We start from the raw sequence: 15,521 nt of genomic DNA, 5'->3' as shown, positions 1-15,521 counted from the left end.
CCTGGGAAGTCGTCGCGGCCGACAGTATCCATCAGATACTGGTTACTTCAACGTACTCTTGGTACCCTCTGGAAACTGTGATGGACGGAGACGCGTTCAACCCCGAGTGCCCCACCCGCCTGGTCCTCGACCGCATCGGCGACAAGTGGTCGGTGCTGGTCGTGCTGGGCCTGCGCGACGGCCCCCGGCGCTTCACCGAGCTGCGCACCATGATCGGCGGTGTCACCCCCAAGGTCCTCACCCAGACCCTGCGCGCCATGGCCGCCGACGGCCTGCTGACCCGGCACGTCTTCGCCGAGGTCCCGCCCCGCGTGGAGTACGAGCTGACCCCGCTCGGACAGTCGCTCCAGGCCCCCATCCGGGCCGTCACCGACTGGGCCGAGGAGCACGTGAACGAGGTCATGGCCGCCCGCGAGTCGGCCGTCGGCGGCTGACCACGCCACCGGCGGGAACCCTCCGGGCCTTCGACCGGCCCAGCGTCAGCCGTACAGGGTGGGCAGGTCCACCAGGAGGACTCGGGAGTCCTTCCGCGCCTCGGCCTGAAGGCGCTCATCGAAACCGGCGCCGCTGTAGCAGGCCAGGACCGTGCGGGAGGTGTCGTATCCCTTCGCGGCGAGCAGGTCGCGAGCGCGCCGCAGGCGCTGGAGATGTCCGATCCCCAGGACCTCGTCCCACTTCGCCTCCCCGAGCGACCTGACCGCACGCGGCTCGTTCGGGGAGGCGGGACCGAGGACGGCGACGTCCACCTGGATCCGCTTGCGGCTGGACGGGATCGCGACCGTGCCCGGCGCGACCTCGCCCACACTCCCCGTGAACGCCTCGCTCGCGTGGCGCAGCGCGAACTCCCGGCACAGGGTCTGGAAGTGCGATTCCATGATCATGGACAGGAAACGCTGCCGGGACCGTTCCCACGCCTCCCGGGCACGGCCCATGCCGAGATCGGTCCACTCGGGACGCATGACCGCCTGGTAGAAGGAGATCAGGGGTTCGGTGATCCGGTACCGCGAGACGGACTCGAAGGCGTCCTTCTCCTTGACCAGAAGCCCGCAGTCCTCCAGCACGCTGATCGGATGGGCGAGGTCGGAGAATTCGTGACCGATGTGACCCGCGATCTCGCCCCGGGTTCTGCTCCCCCCGGCGACCGCGGCCAGCACCGAGTGATAGAGCGCGCAGTCCCGGATGTCGCTCTCCTCTGCGAGGAGGTAGCGCCCCTCGCGGAAGAGGGAGGTGTGGCGGTTGAGGACCGTGCGGACCACCCAGCCGTCGAAGTCCTCCAGGGAGGCTGGGAGGCCACCGGCCGTCAACTCGTCCCGATAGGCGGGGGTCCCGCCCACCACGGCGTGCACCAGCGCGGCCAGCCGGGGGTCGGAGATCCCCCAGAACCGCGCGGCCTCACGGAAGTCCAGCGGCTGGACCAGGAGTTCCAGCCAGGTCCGCCCGCGGGGCGGGGCCTGACCGGACAGGATCTCCCCCATCACGGAGACCGCGGACCCGCAGATCAGGACCCGGGCGGGACTGCTTCCCCAGTAGGGCCGGCCGAGCATGCCGATCTCCTGCTTGAGGATCGAGGACAGGGCCGGTTCGGCCTTCAGCAGGTACGGGAACTCGTCGATGATCAGGGGGAGCGGCCGGTCCTTCGGGAGCGAGAAGAAGAACTCCATCGCGTCCCGCCACCCCACGAAGGAGTAACCCACCGGGGAACCGAGGTGCCGGGCCAGGGCCGCGCCGAACAGCCGGAGCAGGTCGATCTTCGTCCCCTCGGTCGCCCCGAAGTAGAAGCCGCCCGTCGCCTCGGCCAGCGCCCTGAGCAGGAACGTCTTGCCCTGCCTGGGTCGCCCGCTGACCACCCCGAACGCCATCTCGGCCCGCGTCCCCCCGGCGAAGGAGGACAGCGCCTCCCACTCCCGATCACGGCCGAAGACGTAGCCGGGTTTCACGACCATGGGCAACCCCGCAGATCACTGAAGCACAGTTCACAGGACTGTACTTCAGTGATCTGCGGCCGGTCTCAGGATTCGGGCATGAAGTGGGAGAGCACCTCGGGGTTGGCCATGGCGTCGAGGTTGGCGGCCTTATCCGGGGGCGTCCCGAGGAGGATCTTGCGGACCGGGACCTCAAGCTTCTTGCCGCTCAGGGTGCGCGGGATGCCGGGGACCTCGGTGATCTCGTTGGGGACGTGCCGCGGGGACAGCTCGTCGCGCAGCGCCGTACGCAGGCGCATGACCAGATCGTCGGTGAGCTCGGCCCCCTCGGCCATGGTGACGTAGAGCAGCAGGCGCCCCTCCTGGCCGAGCTGGCCGGTGTCGATCACCAGGCTGTCGGCGATCTCTTCGAAGCGCTCCACCACCCGGTAGAACTCGCTGGTGCCCATGCGCACGCCGCCGCGGTTCAGCGTGGAGTCGGACCGGCCGTAGATCACGCAGCCGCCGTCGGCGAGGATCTTGATCCAGTCGCCGTGCCGCCAGATGCCGGGGTAGTCGGCGAAGTAGCTCTCCCGGTAGCGCGAGCCGTCGGGGTCGTTCCAGAACATGACCGGCATGGACGGCATCGGCTGGGTCAGCACCAGCTCCCCCACCTCGCCCGTCACGGGCTCGCCCGAGGGGTCGAGCGACTCCACCTTCGCGCCCAGGCAGCGGCACGGGATGACCCCGGCGTCCACCGGGAGCAGCGGCACCGCGCCGACGAAGCCGGTGCACACGTCGGTGCCGCCGGAGAACGAGCCGAGCTGGATCTCCGGCAGCGTCTCGTGCACCCAGGCGAAGCCCTCCGGCGGGAGCGGCGAGCCGGTCGATCCCAGGCCGCGCAGCCTCTCCAGCCCGGCGGGCTTCAGGCCCGCCTTCATGGAGGCGATGATGTACGGCGCGCCCGCGCCGAAGTAGGTGACGCCCTCCTCGGCGGCCAGCCGCCACAGCGCGTCGGTCCCGGGGTGGGTCGCCGACCCGTCGTAGAGCACCACGGCGGCGCCGACCAGCAGGCCGCCGATGAGGTAGTTCCACATCATCCAGCCGGTCGTGGTGTACCAGAAGAAGACGTCGTCGGGACCGAGGTCCTGGTGGAAGGAGAGCGCCTTGAGGTGCTCCAGGACGACGCCGCCGTGGCCGTGCACGATCGGCTTGGGCAGGCCGGTGGTGCCGGAGGAGTAGACGATCCACAGGGGGTGGCCGAACGGGACCGGATCGAAGGCCAGGGGTTCCTCGGCCGAGCGCAGTTCCGCCCAGCTCACGATGGAGTGACCGGCCTCCGGGGCGTCCTGCGCCCGGCCCGCGGGGGCGGCCGCCGACGCGCCGGCCGTGCCCGCCGTGCCTCCCGGACTCGTCGAGACCGTCGGATCCCCGGCGCCCGCCGTCTCCGTGGAGCCTCCGGCGGGCATGCGCACCCGGGCGACGAGGGACGGGAGCCGGGCGGCGATGTCGTCGGCCACCCCGGCCCGGTCGAAGTGCTTGCCGTTGTAGTCGTAGCCGTCCACCGTGATGAGCACCTTGGGCTCGATCTGGGTGAAGCGGTCGATCACGCTGGGGGCGCCGAAGTCCGGCGAGCAGGAGGACCAGATCGCGCCCAGGGAGGCGGTCGCGAGGAAGGCGACCAGCGTCTCGGGCACGTTCGGCGCGTAGGCCGCGACCCGGTCGCCCCTGCCGACTCCGAGCCGGGCCAGACCGGCGCGGACCCGGGCGACCTCCCCGGCCAGCTCGCCGAGCGTGAGCGTGCGCCGTGCCCCCGACTCGTCGCGGAAGATCACCGCGAGCCGGCCGGGTTCTGACGCGGCGCGACGCAACGCGTTCTCCGCGTAGTTCACCGTCGATCCGGTGAACCATTCGACGCCCGGCATCGTCCCAGATATGACGGGCCCGTCACCACGCGCTCCGGCGACCTCGAAATAGTCCCAGACCGACGTCCAGAACTCCGCCGGAGCGTCTACTGACCACTGCCAGAGAGCCTGATAGTCAACCGGCCGCCCGAGCCACTCCATGTAGCGGGTGACCTTGGCATCCCGCACGATCTCCGGCGTGGGTTCCCAGAGCCGCGTACCTTCCTCAACCATGGCCCCATCCTCGCCGTGCCCCGCCGGGATGTCATCCCCGGGTGCCCACATACGGCGGCGGGCGATATGTGACCAGGCCACGTAGCCGCCCCGGGGGCCGCGTGGACCCCGCCCCCGGACGGGCCTCAGACCGTCGCACGAGCCGGGCCTCAGACCGCCCCACGAGCCGCGCGCCGGTCACGCGGGCGCCGGGCCTCGGAACGTCCCGTGAACCGCGCGCCGGTCACGCGGGCCGGGAGCGCAGGCGCTCCACGGCGGCCCGGGCCGCGGTGCCGATCACCGCGTCGGCGCGCGGCTGGTTCTGGGCGGTGCCGTACGAGCGGGTGAAGACGGCGACGGCGTAGCACCCGCCGTCGGGGTACTCCACCACACCGGCCTCGTTGCGGAGTGTGGGCAGCGTGCCGGTCTTGCCGCTGACCGCGACGTCGTCGTAGGGGAAGCCCGAGGCCAGCCGGTGCGGCCAGACCTGCAGGCCGAGCAGGCGGCGCATCCACGCGCAGGACTCGGGCGAGGCCGCCTCGTCCCGCCAGATCATGGCGAGCAGCCGGGCCGTCTCGCGCGGCGTGCCGCGGTTGGTGCGGGCCGGGTCGAGCACGCGCAGCCGGGAGACCACCGCCGGGTCGGTCGGCATGTCCTCCTGGCCGGAGTCCTCCACGACGCTCGTGAACAGCGTCGCGCAGTCGTGCTCCACTCTCGTCCGGACCAGTCCGAACCCGTCGAGCATGGTGTTGACCGCCGCCAGGCCGACCCTGCCGATCAAGGTGTCGGCGGCGGTGTTGTCGCTCACCGCGATCATCAGGTAGGCCAGGTCGCGCAGGGACACCGTCACGTCGTCGGCCATCGCCGACACTCCGGTGGGCCCCGGGGTGTGGCGGTCCGCCATAACGGTGACCCGCTCGGCCGGGTCCAGCGCCCCCCGGTCCGCCTGCCGGAAGAACTCCACCAGGAGTGCGATCTTGAACACCGACGCCAGGACCACGGGCTCGTCCGCGCCGTAGGCGACCTCGGCGCCGGTGTCCACGTCCACGGCGTGCAGGAAGCCGATCACGCCCGCCGCGCGGAACAGCCCGCCGAACTCCTCGTCGGGCTCCCTCACGCCCCCGCCGCCCGTCATGCCAGGAACCCCGAGGCGGGCCGGGACCGCACCCGCCGCACCGGCGCCGCACCGTCTTCCGTCATCCCCGCATTCTCCTTCAGCACCCGTACGGCCACCGCGCCGAACGCCTCGGCCGCCGGCCCCGCCTCACCGCGCCACGCGGCCGAGATCCGCCAGGCCAGCGGGGCGCCCACCAGCGTCCTCCAGCACAGGCCGGGCAGTTCCACCCGGGGGCCGAAGGCGACGGCCGTACCGGCCATGACCAGGCCGAGCGTCTGCGCGTGGTGCACCTCCTGCGGGACGAACCCGTGGCGGCGGCACTCCGCGAGCGTCTCCTCGTGCAGCCCCGGCTCCCCGGGGAACAGCACGAGTCGCCGCCCGGCCAGGTCGGCCAGGTGGACCGAGGACAGCCGCGCGAGCGGATCCGACTCGGCGAGCACGACGCCGGGGTGCTGGACGAGCGTCGGCCCGAAGACCAGGCCGGGGGCGGCGATCGGGTGGCGGAGCACGCCCACGTCCAGAGCGCCGGCGGTCAGGGCGGCGGCCTGGTCGGCGCTCCACATCTCCGCGGGCACGAGCCGCACTCCGCCCCCGGCCCTCTCGGCGCCCGCCTTCGCACGGCCCGTCGCCGGGTGATGCGCCGCCTCGGGGGCGGCCGTCTCCCGGCACGCCTCCTCGAACCCGGCGATCAGCGCCGCGATCACCGCCGAGCCCAGGTCGGGCGGGACCCCGACCCGCAGGACCTCGCCCTCCTCCCGTCCGGCGAGGGCGCGCAGCCGGTCGACCCGGGCGAGGATCTCCCCCGCCTCGGCCAGGACCGCCCGCCCCGCCTCGGTCAGCCGGACCTGACGGCTGGAGCGGTCGAACAGCCGCACGCCCAGCTCCTCCTCCAGCCGCCGGATGCCCTGGCTGAGGGGTGGCTGCGCCATGCCGAGCCGGACCGCCGCGTTGCCGAAGTGCAGTTCCTCCGCGACGACGGTGAAGTAGCGCAGGTGCTTCACCAGGTCCATGAGCAGGGATCATATCATTTTTTGTATAAATAGGAGATCAATATCAGTATTGGACACTAAAGCTATCCCTCTGGTCTTCTCGACTGGCGAAGACAAGGGGGACGCGCATGAGATTGAAGACGCTGGCCGCCGTGGCGGTGCTGGTTCCGGCCGCGACGATCGGCGGGATCGCCTGGGCGCTGCGCACCGAGGGCTCGCCCGAGGAGACCGCCCGCGACTTCCTGGCCGCCTGGTCCCGGCAGGACTACCCGGCGATGCGGGCGCTCGCCGCCGGCCCTCCGGACGACTTCGAGCGCTGGTACCGGCGGTTCCGGAGCGACCTGAAGCTCTCGGGGGCCCGTTTCGAGGTCACCGGGACGGCCGGCACCGGGAACGGCCCGGAGGCCGACCCGAAGGACGACCCGAAGGACGGCCCGAAGGACGGCCCTGCGGCAGACGCAACGGGCGGCAGCGCGGCCGACACCGGGGACGGCACCGCGGTGCGCTTCCGCGCCCGGCTGGAGGGACCCGTGGACTGGACCTACGACGGATCGCTGACCCTGGTCGAGCACGAGCGGACCTGGCGGGTGAGCTGGACTCCGGCCGCCGTCCATCCCGGCCTCCGCGAGGGCAGGCGCATCAAGGCCGTGACCGTCGAGGCCGACCAGGCGCCCGTCCTGGCCGCCGACGGCGCCCGGATCGACGCCGCCTCGGCCCCCGGCTCGGTGCAGCAGCTGGTCGAGGAGCTGAAGAAGACCTACCGCGACCGCCTCACCGGCACCTCCTCGGCACGGATCGAGCTGGTGAGGGGGAACACCACGCTCGCCACCCTCGCCACCGCCGAGGCGAAGCCCGGCGAGGAGCTGCGGACCACCATCGACCTCCGGGTCCACCGGGCCGCGGCCGACGCCCTGCGGGACGTGGACAAGCCCGCCTCCCTGGTCGCGCTCCGTCCCTCGACCGGCGAGATCCTGGCGGCGGCCAACAAGCCGGGCGGGTTCAACCGGGCGCTGCTCGGCCACTACCCGCCGGGGTCGACGTTCAAGGTGGTCACCGCCTCGGCCCTGGTCGCCGACGGCATGACCGCCGGGGAGCGGGTGTCCTGTCCCGCCGAGCAGAACATCGGCGGCTTCCCGTTCCACAACGCCGGTTTCAAGGACTACGGCACGCCCTCGCTGCGGGAGGCGTTCGCGCACTCGTGCAACACCACGTTCGGGCGGCTGTCCGTGGACCGGCTCGGCGGGCGGCGGCTGGGGGAGGTCGCCGGGGCCTTCGGGTTCGAGGCTCCGGTGGAGCCCGGGGTGCCGGCCGTACGGGCGAAGTTCCCCGCCCCGAAGGACGACACCGATCTCGCCGCCGCCTCGATCGGCCAGGGCCGCGTGCTGACCAGCCCGCTCAACATGGCCACCGTGGCGGCGGCCATCGCCGACGGCTCCTGGCGCCCGCCCCGCCTGGTGGACGCGTCCCTTCTCCCGCCGGGCCGGCCGCGGAAGCTGGAGCCCGGAGTGGTGCGGGCCCTGCGCACGCTGATGCCCGCCGTGGTCGTGGAGGGCACGGCGAGCACGGTCTCCTTCCCCTCCGGTACGGCGGGCAAGACCGGCACCGCGGAGTACGGCTCCGGCGAGGAGCCGCCCTCGCACGCCTGGTTCATCGGCTACCGGGGAGATCTGGCCTTCGCGGTGGTCGTCGAGGACGGCGGCTCGGGCTCCGAGACCGCGGCGCCGATCGCGGCCCGGTTCCTGACGGGCCTGGCGGACCTGACGGGCGGGTGAGGCGGACGGGTGGACGGGCCGCCAGCCGGCCTGACCGGGAGACGGATCGCTGACCGCCCCGACGGGCGGACGGGCCGCTGACCGGCCCGACGGGCGGACCGGTCAGGTGGGGCCGCCGGCCGGACCGGTCCGACCGCCCGCGCGATGGCGGCTCGGTGACACACCGCGGACCCGTTTGAAGGCCACGCTCAAGGCGAACGCGTTGGCGTAGCCGACGTGCCGGGCGACCGAGTCGACCGTGGCCTCGGACGAACGCAGGAGATCGGCCGCGAGCGCCATCCGCCAGCCGGTGAGGTACGCCATGGGCGGCTCTCCCACGAGGGAGGCGAACCGGCGTGCGAACGCCGCGCGCGAGGCGCCCACCTTCACGGCCAGCAGGGCCACCGTCCACGGGCGGGCCGGGTCGTCGTGGATCAGCCGCAACGCCGGTCCGATCAGCGGATCGCTCTGCGCCCGGTACCAGCCGGGCGCCTGGGCCTCGGGACGGGCGAACCAGGAGCGCAGGGTCGCGATCAGCGCCAGGTCCAGGAGCCGGTCGAGGACGACCTGCTGGCCGGGGCCTTCGCCGCTGACCTCCTGGGCCAGCAGTTCCATGACCGGGGTCTGCGCGCTCGGCCTCGGCACGAGCACGATCTCCGGCAGGGCGTTCAGGAGCCGCTCGCTCACGTCTCCGCTGACCTGGTAGGTCCCGCTGGCCACGATCGCCGCCCCGTCGGGGACGGGCCCGCTCGTGCGCGGCCCGAGCCGCGAGTCGTCGGTGATGTCGGCGTCGCCCACGGTGGTCAGACGATTGCCCTCGTGGACGACGAACTGCGGCGCGGTGGCCGGGGCGTCGCTGATCGTGTACGGCTCCGGCCCCTTGATGATGGCCACGTCCCCGGTGCGCATCAGCACCGGCTCACCCTCGTCGGGCACGATCCAGGCGTGCCCGCGCAGCGTGGTGGCCAGGGCGAGCGCCGCCCGGTCGGCGATCCGCAGCGCCCACGGCGGTTCGAGGATCACCCGGCAGAACGCCGCGCTGCGGGCGCGGACGCCGTCGAGAAGGTCGGCCAGCGGGTCCACCACCCCAGCATAGACGGACAGAAATGGAAACAAGCTTCTGGAATATGGATCGTCTCTCCGCAGGGCCGTTCACTGGGTCATGACACACGACGACGACCCACAGGAGGCATCCGATGTACGCGATCACGGGAGTGACGGGCCACGTCGGCGGCGCGGCGGCCCGGAAGCTTCTGGCCGAGGGGGAACCGGTGCGGGCCGTGGTCCGCGACGCCGCCAGGGGCGGAGCCTGGACCGAGGCCGGGGCGGAGGTCGTCGTCGCCGATCTCGGCGACAGGGCGGCGCTGGCGGAGGCGTTCCGCGGCTGCCGCGCGGCGTTCGTCCTGCTGCCGACCGATCCGGCGCTGGCCGACCCCGACGCCGGCCACCGCCGGCTGGCGGACTCGATCGCCGGGGCGGTCCTGGACAGCGGCGTCCCGTACGTGGTGATGCTGTCCTCGATCGGGGCAGAGCTGCCCGAGGGCACCGGCCCCATCCGATGGCTCCACCATCTGGAGAACCGGCTGCGCGAGACGGGCGTGCTCCTGACCGCGATCCGCTCGGCGCACTTCCAGGAGAAGGTCGAAACGCTGCTCGGCGCCGCTCTCGGGGCCGGCGTCTACCCGGTCTTCGGTGACTCGGCCGACACACCGATCCCGATGATCGCGACACGCGACATCGGCGGGGTGGTCGCCGAGGCCCTTCTGACGCCTCCCCCGGCCGGCGAGGTCATCGATCTGGACGGTCACCGGTACACCGAGCGGCAGGTGGCCGGGGAGCTGGCGGCCGTCCTCGGCAGGCCGCTCGAGGTGGTGAGCATCCCGCGGCCGGGATGGGTCGGCGCCATGGTGGACGCCGGCGTTCCGCCGCGGCTCGCCGAGGAGCTCGCCGGCCTGCACGACGCCGAGCATCGCGGTCTCCTGCGGCCCGTCGGCGACAGGCGGCTCACGTGCGCGACCGGGATGGGCGAGACGCTGCGCCGGCTCGTGACGGCCGCCCCTGCGCATCCCGGCGCCTGACATCCGGCCCCGCGGCCGCCGGCGAACGGACTGGCGCGGGCGCTCTGGAACGACGGCGCCGGGCTCGTCGGCCCGCCGGGCTGAGCCCGCGCCGTCACGCGGGACTCCGGGGCGGGCGCTCAGCCGGCCTGGCGGGCCGGTGAGGCGAGCCGGGCCACGGCCGCGACGACCTCCGAGGGGTTGGCCAGTCCGGGCAGGACCACGTCGGCGCCCGCCTCGTGGAGCTCGGCCGGCAGGGAGCGGCCGGTGGCGACGGCGATCATCGCGGCCCCGGCGATCCTGGCGGCCTGGACGTCCCGGACGGAGTCGCCGATCAGCACGGTGTTGCCGCGGTCGAAGACCGCGCCGTGCTTGCGCCCCGCCCGGCTCTGCGCCACCTGGAGCAGGGTGGCCTTGGGGTAGACCTCCTCGCCGTAGCCGCCCACCTCGAAGTCCATGTGCTTGTGGAGGCCGAAGGCGGTCAGCTTGTGCACGGCGTTGCTCTTGATCGTGCCGGTGAGCACCGACTGGACGGTGCCGCGGAGCTTGGAGACGGCCTTCAGGGCGTCCTTCGCGCCGGGCATCGCCCGCCCCTCGGCGGTCAGGCGCCCGCGGCGGGCGGTGAAGGCGTCGGCCAGGGCGTCGAGGAACTTCGGGAGGTGCTCGTCCTCGGCGACGATCCCGTTGATCGCCAGCATCTCGAAGATGATCTCCGAGTCCGGACGCCCGTTGTGCTGCGTCAACTTCATCAGGGGCCGCCCGGTGACCCGGCGGAAGGCGTCGGCGTACGCGTCACGGGTGACGATGGCCACGTCGACGAGGGTGAGGTCGACGTTCCAGAGAACGAGGCGGTTGATCGTGGCCTCCGGAGACTGGGTCGGGATGCCAGGGTACGGCCACCGCCGCACCCTGACCGCCACAGATGCCGAAATCGTCCGGTTATGCGTAGTCGATGGCGTTCGCGAGGGTGTCCACGACCGGGACCCCGCACGCCTCCAGGTCCCTGCGGCTGGTCATGCCGCCGGTGTAGAGCACCGCCCGGGCCCCGACGTGCTGGGCCGCGTGGGCGTCGTCCACACTGTCGCCGATCACGAGCACGTTCTCCGGGGCCACTCCCAGCGCCGTGAGGTGCCTGACCATGGACTCGGCCTTGTGCCCGCCCGAGAAGGTGTCCAGCAGCCCGTCGACGCGGGTGAAGTGCCGGTCGATGCCGTACTCGGCGATCTTGGCGACCAGCATCTCGTGCCGCCACATCGACAGCAGCGACTGGGTGCCGCCCTCCCGCTCCCAGCTCCGCAGCGTGGAGAGCGCGTCGGCCGTGAGGCCGCATTCGAGCATCAGCCGGTGGTAGTGCTCGTGGAAGGCGTGGTCCATCCGCTCCCACTCGCCGTCCTCGAGCGGACGGCCGAGCATGCGCTCGTAGGCCGTCCAGATCGGCCGGGTGTAGACCTCCCGGAAGCCGTCGGCGTCGTAGTCGCCCTTGCCGTACGGCTCGAAGACCGCGTTCGTCGCCGCCACCACGGCGTCGATGTCGTGGAAGAGCGTGCCGTTCCAGTCCCAAACGATGTGTCTCATATCGCACTCATCGTATCCAGCCCACCCGATCTGAGGCATGTGGATAAACGCAGGTGGGCGGCCCCTCAGCCGATCAGGTCGGGGATCTCCTGGGTGGCGTACCACATGAGCTCGTGGGCCTCGGCGCCGTCCACGGTGAAGCGGGCGTCGCCGTCGCCGTCGTCGGCCGCGGGCAGCGCGGCGACGGCGGCCTCGACGTCCTCGACCGCCGACGGATCGTCCACGTGCACCGCGGCGAGCTTCTCCATCGGGACGGCCCGCGCCAGCCGCACCCGGGCCCGCTCCCGCAGGTCGACCCCCGCGGTCACGTCCTCGTCCGGCACGTCGGCGGCGACCACCACCCGCCGCGCGGCCACCTTCACCCCGTCGGCGCGGTCGGCGGCCAGCATGCGCAGCGACGCCCTGGCCGCCTCCGTCAGGGCGACGTACTCCAGTTCCTCGGTGTCCCCCGAGGCGTACCACTCGGTCAGCGCGGGGGTCACCGCGTAACCGGTCAGCGGGGCCGGGCCGAACTCCCTGGCGGCGACCACGCGGGCCAGCGCCGGGAGGGTGCACGGCAGGTAGACGCGCATCAATGCCTCGATCTGTGTCTTTCGAAAAGGGACGGCGCCGGACCGGCGCCGAGCGTCAGACGACGAGTCTGCCAGTCCCGGCGCCCTCGCCGCGAGGTACGGCGCCGCGGCGGCGTGCCCCCGGACACCTCCCGCGGCGCCCTCGGACGCATTCCGCGGCGGTCTCGGACGCATTCCGCGGCGCCTCACCGCGCCGCGGGCGGCCGGACGTCCCTCAGCGCAGCGAGACCCCGAACAGGGATTCCATCTCGGCGATGGTGGCCTCGGGGTCCCGGTGGTGCAGGCCGACGATGCCCAGCGCGCGGGCGGCGGTGACGTTGGCCTCGATGTCGTCGATGAACACGCACTCGGCCCCGGAGAGCCCGACCAGCCCGAGGGCGTGCTCGAAGATCCGGGGCTCGGGCTTGCGCATGCCGACCTCGCCGGAGATGACGATCTCGTCGAAGATCCCGTCCCAGGAGTCACGGGGGTACTCGTTGGCCCACGAGTTGGAGAGCAGGCAGGTCTTGAACCCGGCGGCGCGGGCGGCGCTCAACATGTCGTACATCGGCTGGACCGGCTGGAACCCGGCGAACATCCTGGCCAGCAATCCCTCGGCGACCGGCGGCACGCCGTCCAGCGTGAGCAGCCGCGCGGCCAGGTCCCGCTCGAAGTCCAGGGCGGAGATCTCGCCCCGCTCCAGCGCGTGGATGACGTTCTCCCCGCCCCCGGCGTCGTCGTAGGCGCGCATGACCAGATCGCGCATGACATCGCGGTAGAGGGCCGCGTCGATGCGCTCCTCGGTGATCCAGGCCTCGATCGCCTCGTGCAGGCCGGTGGTGAGAACGCCGCCCCAGTCGATCAGCACACCCTTGAGCATTCCGCCTCCTCTTATGAAACCGGTTACAGAGTAGGCGCAGCCGGTGGAGAGCCGGAAAAAGGGTGATGCCAAACTGACCGGTATGGATTTCGCGCTCAGCTCGAAGGCGGAGGAGTACCTCGCCAACCTGACCGACTTCATGACCTCCCACGTCTATCCGGCGGAACCGGTCTACCACGAGTGGCGGGCCGCCCAGGGGCACGACGACCACCGGCTGCCCCCGGTGGTCGAGGGGCTCAAGGCCGAAGCCCGCTCCCGCGGATTGTGGAACCTGTTCCTGCCCGCCGAGTCGGGCCTGTCCGTCCTCGACTACGCGACCCTGGCCGAGGTCACCGGCCGCTCTCCCGACCTCGCTCCCGAGGCGCTGAACTGCGCCGCCCCCGACACCGGGAACATGGAGGTCCTGCACATGTTCGGCACGTCCGGGCAGCGGGAGCGCTGGCTGCGCCCCCTGCTCGACGGCGAGATCCGCTCGGCGTTCGCGATGACCGAGCCCGCGGTGGCCTCCAGCGACGCCACCAACATCACCACCTCCATCAGGCTCGACGGCTCCGAATACGTGATCAACGGCCGGAAGTGGTTCATCACCGGCGCGGCCGACCCGCGCTGCCAGATCATGATCGTGATGGGCAAGACCGACCCGGACGGCCCGCCCCACCGCCAGCAGTCGATGGTCCTGGTCCCGATGGACGCCCCCGGCGTCGAGATCGTCCGTCACCTGCCGCTCTTCGGCTACCAGGAGCAGCACGGCCACTCAGAGATCGTCTTCACCGACGTCCGCGTGCCCGCCGAGAACCTGATCGGCGAGGAGGGGGACGGGTTCAAGATCGCTCAGGCCCGCCTCGGCCCCGGCCGCATCCACCACTGCATGCGGGCCGTCGGCATGGCCGAGCGCGCGCTGGAGCTGATGTGCGCCCGCGCGGTGAGCCGCGTGGCCTTCGGCCAGACCCTCGCCCAGCAGGGCGTCGTCCAGCAGCAGATCGCCGAGTCCCGGCTGGCCATCGAGCAGGCCCGGCTGCTCACCCTGAAGGCGGCCTGGATGATCGACACCGTGGGCGCGCAGGCCGCCGCCTCCGAGATCTCCGCCATCAAGGTCGTCGCCCCCCGCATGGCCTGCCAGGTCATCGACCGGGCCATCCAGGTCCACGGCGGGATGGGGGTCAGCGACGACGTCCCGCTGGCGATGATGTACGCCCAGGCCCGCGCGATGCGCATCTTCGACGGTCCCGACGAGGTGCACATCCGCACCGTCGCCCGCCGGGAGCTCAAGCCGTACCTGTCCTGACACGATGGGGCGCCGGTCTCCAGATGGATCTGAAAGCGCTTCCTCCGCGGGTGAGCCGCATCGCGGTGCCGGTCTTCCTCGCCATGGCTGCCGTCGTCCCCACCGTCATCGCGTCCTGGCCGGACCCGCCGTACATCTCGCTGACCGGTCACCGGGGATGGGTCAGCGAGGTGGCGGTGGTCCGGCTGGGCGGCGAACCGGTCATCGTCTCCGGGGCCGGCGACGATACGGTGCGGCTCTGGGATCCGGAGACGGGCAGGCAGATCGGCCGGCCGCTCACCGGACACACCGACGACGTCACGGCCGTCGCAGCCGGACAGCTGGACGGCAGACCCGTCATCGCCTCCGGATCCGGGTTCTTCGACAAGACGGTACGGCTCTGGGACCCGGCCACCGGCAAGCAGATCGGGCGGCCGCTCACCGGCCACACCCATGAGGTCACGGCCGTCGCAGCCGGACAGCTGGACGGCAGACCCGTCATCGCCTCCGGATCCCGTGACCGCACGATACGGCTCTGGGATCCGGAGACGGGCAGGCAGATCGGCCGGCCGCTCACCGACCCTGGAAGCTGGGCCGACGCGGTCACGTTCGGAGAACTGAACGGCAGAACGGTCATCGCCTCCGCCTCCATCGACGACAACGCGATACGGCTCTGGGACCCGGCCACGGGCAGACAGGCCGTCCCGCCGATCATCGCCGTCCGCCCCGTCCACGATTTGATACCGGGGTGGTCCCCACGCCGGGACAGCCAGGCCGCCCAGCCGCTCACCGGCCACACCGACGGCAGCGTCGTGACCGGCCAGCCGGTCGGCAGGCCGGTCATCGCCTCCGGTGACATCGTCCGCATGGTGCGGTTCCGGTACCCGCCGCCCTCGGACCCGCAGACCAGACCGTTCGAGGACCTCCTGCCGATCGCCGGTCTCAGAAAATGGGCCGACACGGTCGCGCTCGGAGAACTGAACGGCAGGGCGGTCCTCGTCTCCGCGTCCATCGACGACGTCGACGCGGTACGGCTCTTCGACCCGGCCACCGGCAAGCAGATCGGCCGGCCGCTCACCGGCCACACCGACGACGTCACCACCGTCGCTGTCGGACGGCTGAACGGCAGTCCGATCATCGTCTCCGGGTCCCGCGACAAGACGGTACGGCTCTGGGACCCGGCCACCGGCAAGCAAATCGGCCGGCCGCTCACCGGCCACACCGACGACGTCACCACCGTCGCTGTCGGACAGCTGAACGGCGAACTCTTCGTCGTCTCCGGCGGCGCCGACAACACGGTACGGGTATGGACCTGACAC

The 15,521-nt window shown here is 72.2% G+C and carries 14 protein-coding genes; 5 read left to right on the top strand and 9 right to left on the bottom strand.

Going from position 1 to position 15,521, the window contains the following annotated elements; genetic code table 11:
- Positions 1-80: 80 nt before the first annotated feature.
- Positions 81-434 carry a winged helix-turn-helix transcriptional regulator gene (locus Plo01_RS04880; RefSeq protein WP_203889256.1) on the top strand — a complete coding sequence of 118 codons (354 nt, stop codon included), beginning with the start codon at positions 81-83 and terminating at the stop codon, positions 432-434.
- Positions 435-479: 45 nt separating this feature from the next.
- Here the strand turns inward: Plo01_RS04880 and Plo01_RS04875 are convergent, their stop codons facing one another.
- The 4 genes from Plo01_RS04875 to Plo01_RS04860 form a co-directional block, all read right to left on the bottom strand.
- Entirely contained in the window at positions 480-1,943 is a 1,464-nt protein-coding gene (locus Plo01_RS04875; protein ID WP_203889255.1) for an AAA family ATPase, read from the bottom strand.
- 65 nt (positions 1,944-2,008) lie between these two features.
- The gene (locus Plo01_RS04870) at positions 2,009-4,039 is read right to left on the bottom strand and encodes an acetoacetate--CoA ligase (protein WP_203889254.1); all 2,031 of its coding nucleotides are present in this window, start codon (positions 4,037-4,039) and stop codon (positions 2,009-2,011) included.
- 223 nt (positions 4,040-4,262) lie between these two features.
- Positions 4,263-5,135 carry a serine hydrolase gene (locus Plo01_RS04865; protein WP_239315886.1) on the bottom strand — a complete coding sequence of 291 codons (873 nt, stop codon included), beginning with the start codon at positions 5,133-5,135 and terminating at the stop codon, positions 4,263-4,265.
- Between the two features lie 14 nt (positions 5,136-5,149).
- Positions 5,150-6,145: a LysR family transcriptional regulator gene (locus tag Plo01_RS04860; protein WP_203889252.1), complete on the bottom strand. Its 996-nt coding sequence runs from the start codon at positions 6,143-6,145 to the stop codon at positions 5,150-5,152.
- 107 nt (positions 6,146-6,252) lie between these two features.
- Between Plo01_RS04860 and Plo01_RS04855 the strand changes: the two genes are divergently transcribed.
- On the top strand, positions 6,253-7,896 hold the full coding sequence (locus Plo01_RS04855; RefSeq protein ID WP_203889251.1) for a penicillin-binding transpeptidase domain-containing protein: 1,644 nt from the start codon (positions 6,253-6,255) through the stop codon (positions 7,894-7,896).
- Between the two features lie 102 nt (positions 7,897-7,998).
- Here the strand turns inward: Plo01_RS04855 and Plo01_RS04850 are convergent, their stop codons facing one another.
- Positions 7,999-8,958 carry an AraC family transcriptional regulator gene (locus tag Plo01_RS04850; protein WP_203889250.1) on the bottom strand — a complete coding sequence of 320 codons (960 nt, stop codon included), beginning with the start codon at positions 8,956-8,958 and terminating at the stop codon, positions 7,999-8,001.
- A 113-nt stretch (positions 8,959-9,071) separates the two neighbouring features.
- Here Plo01_RS04850 and Plo01_RS04845 point away from each other — a divergent pair, with 113 nt between their 5' ends.
- Positions 9,072-9,953, top strand: coding sequence for an NAD(P)H-binding protein (locus Plo01_RS04845; protein ID WP_203889249.1), 882 nt, complete (start codon positions 9,072-9,074; stop codon positions 9,951-9,953).
- Positions 9,954-10,072: 119 nt separating this feature from the next.
- Here Plo01_RS04845 and Plo01_RS04840 read toward each other — a convergent pair whose 3' ends face one another.
- From Plo01_RS04840 to Plo01_RS04825, 4 genes are all read right to left on the bottom strand, one after another.
- Positions 10,073-10,789, bottom strand: a complete 717-nt coding sequence (locus tag Plo01_RS04840; protein ID WP_203889287.1) for an HAD family hydrolase — start codon at positions 10,787-10,789, stop codon at positions 10,073-10,075.
- Positions 10,790-10,871: 82 nt separating this feature from the next.
- Complete coding sequence (locus tag Plo01_RS04835; RefSeq protein ID WP_203889248.1) at positions 10,872-11,507, bottom strand: HAD family hydrolase; 636 nt, start codon at positions 11,505-11,507, stop codon at positions 10,872-10,874.
- 65 nt (positions 11,508-11,572) lie between these two features.
- Positions 11,573-12,079 (bottom strand): DUF6912 family protein, encoded by a 507-nt coding sequence (locus tag Plo01_RS04830; RefSeq protein ID WP_203889247.1) that lies wholly within the window; start codon positions 12,077-12,079, stop codon positions 11,573-11,575.
- Between the two features lie 214 nt (positions 12,080-12,293).
- Complete coding sequence (locus Plo01_RS04825; RefSeq protein WP_203889246.1) at positions 12,294-12,938, bottom strand: HAD family hydrolase; 645 nt, start codon at positions 12,936-12,938, stop codon at positions 12,294-12,296.
- A gap of 82 nt (positions 12,939-13,020) precedes the next feature.
- Here Plo01_RS04825 and Plo01_RS04820 point away from each other — a divergent pair, with 82 nt between their 5' ends.
- Both Plo01_RS04820 and Plo01_RS04815 read left to right on the top strand, forming a co-directional pair.
- On the top strand, positions 13,021-14,223 hold the full coding sequence (locus Plo01_RS04820) for an acyl-CoA dehydrogenase family protein (protein ID WP_203889245.1): 1,203 nt from the start codon (positions 13,021-13,023) through the stop codon (positions 14,221-14,223).
- A gap of 50 nt (positions 14,224-14,273) precedes the next feature.
- Positions 14,274-15,518 (top strand): WD40 repeat domain-containing protein, encoded by a 1,245-nt coding sequence (locus tag Plo01_RS04815; protein WP_203889244.1) that lies wholly within the window; start codon positions 14,274-14,276, stop codon positions 15,516-15,518.
- The last annotated feature ends 3 nt before the right edge of the window (positions 15,519-15,521 follow it).

The organism is Planobispora longispora, from assembly GCF_016863135.1.
Taxonomy (GTDB): domain Bacteria; phylum Actinomycetota; class Actinomycetes; order Streptosporangiales; family Streptosporangiaceae; genus Planobispora; species Planobispora longispora.
Note: the sequence above shows the minus strand (reverse complement) of the source record. Positions and strands in the feature narration are given on the sequence as shown.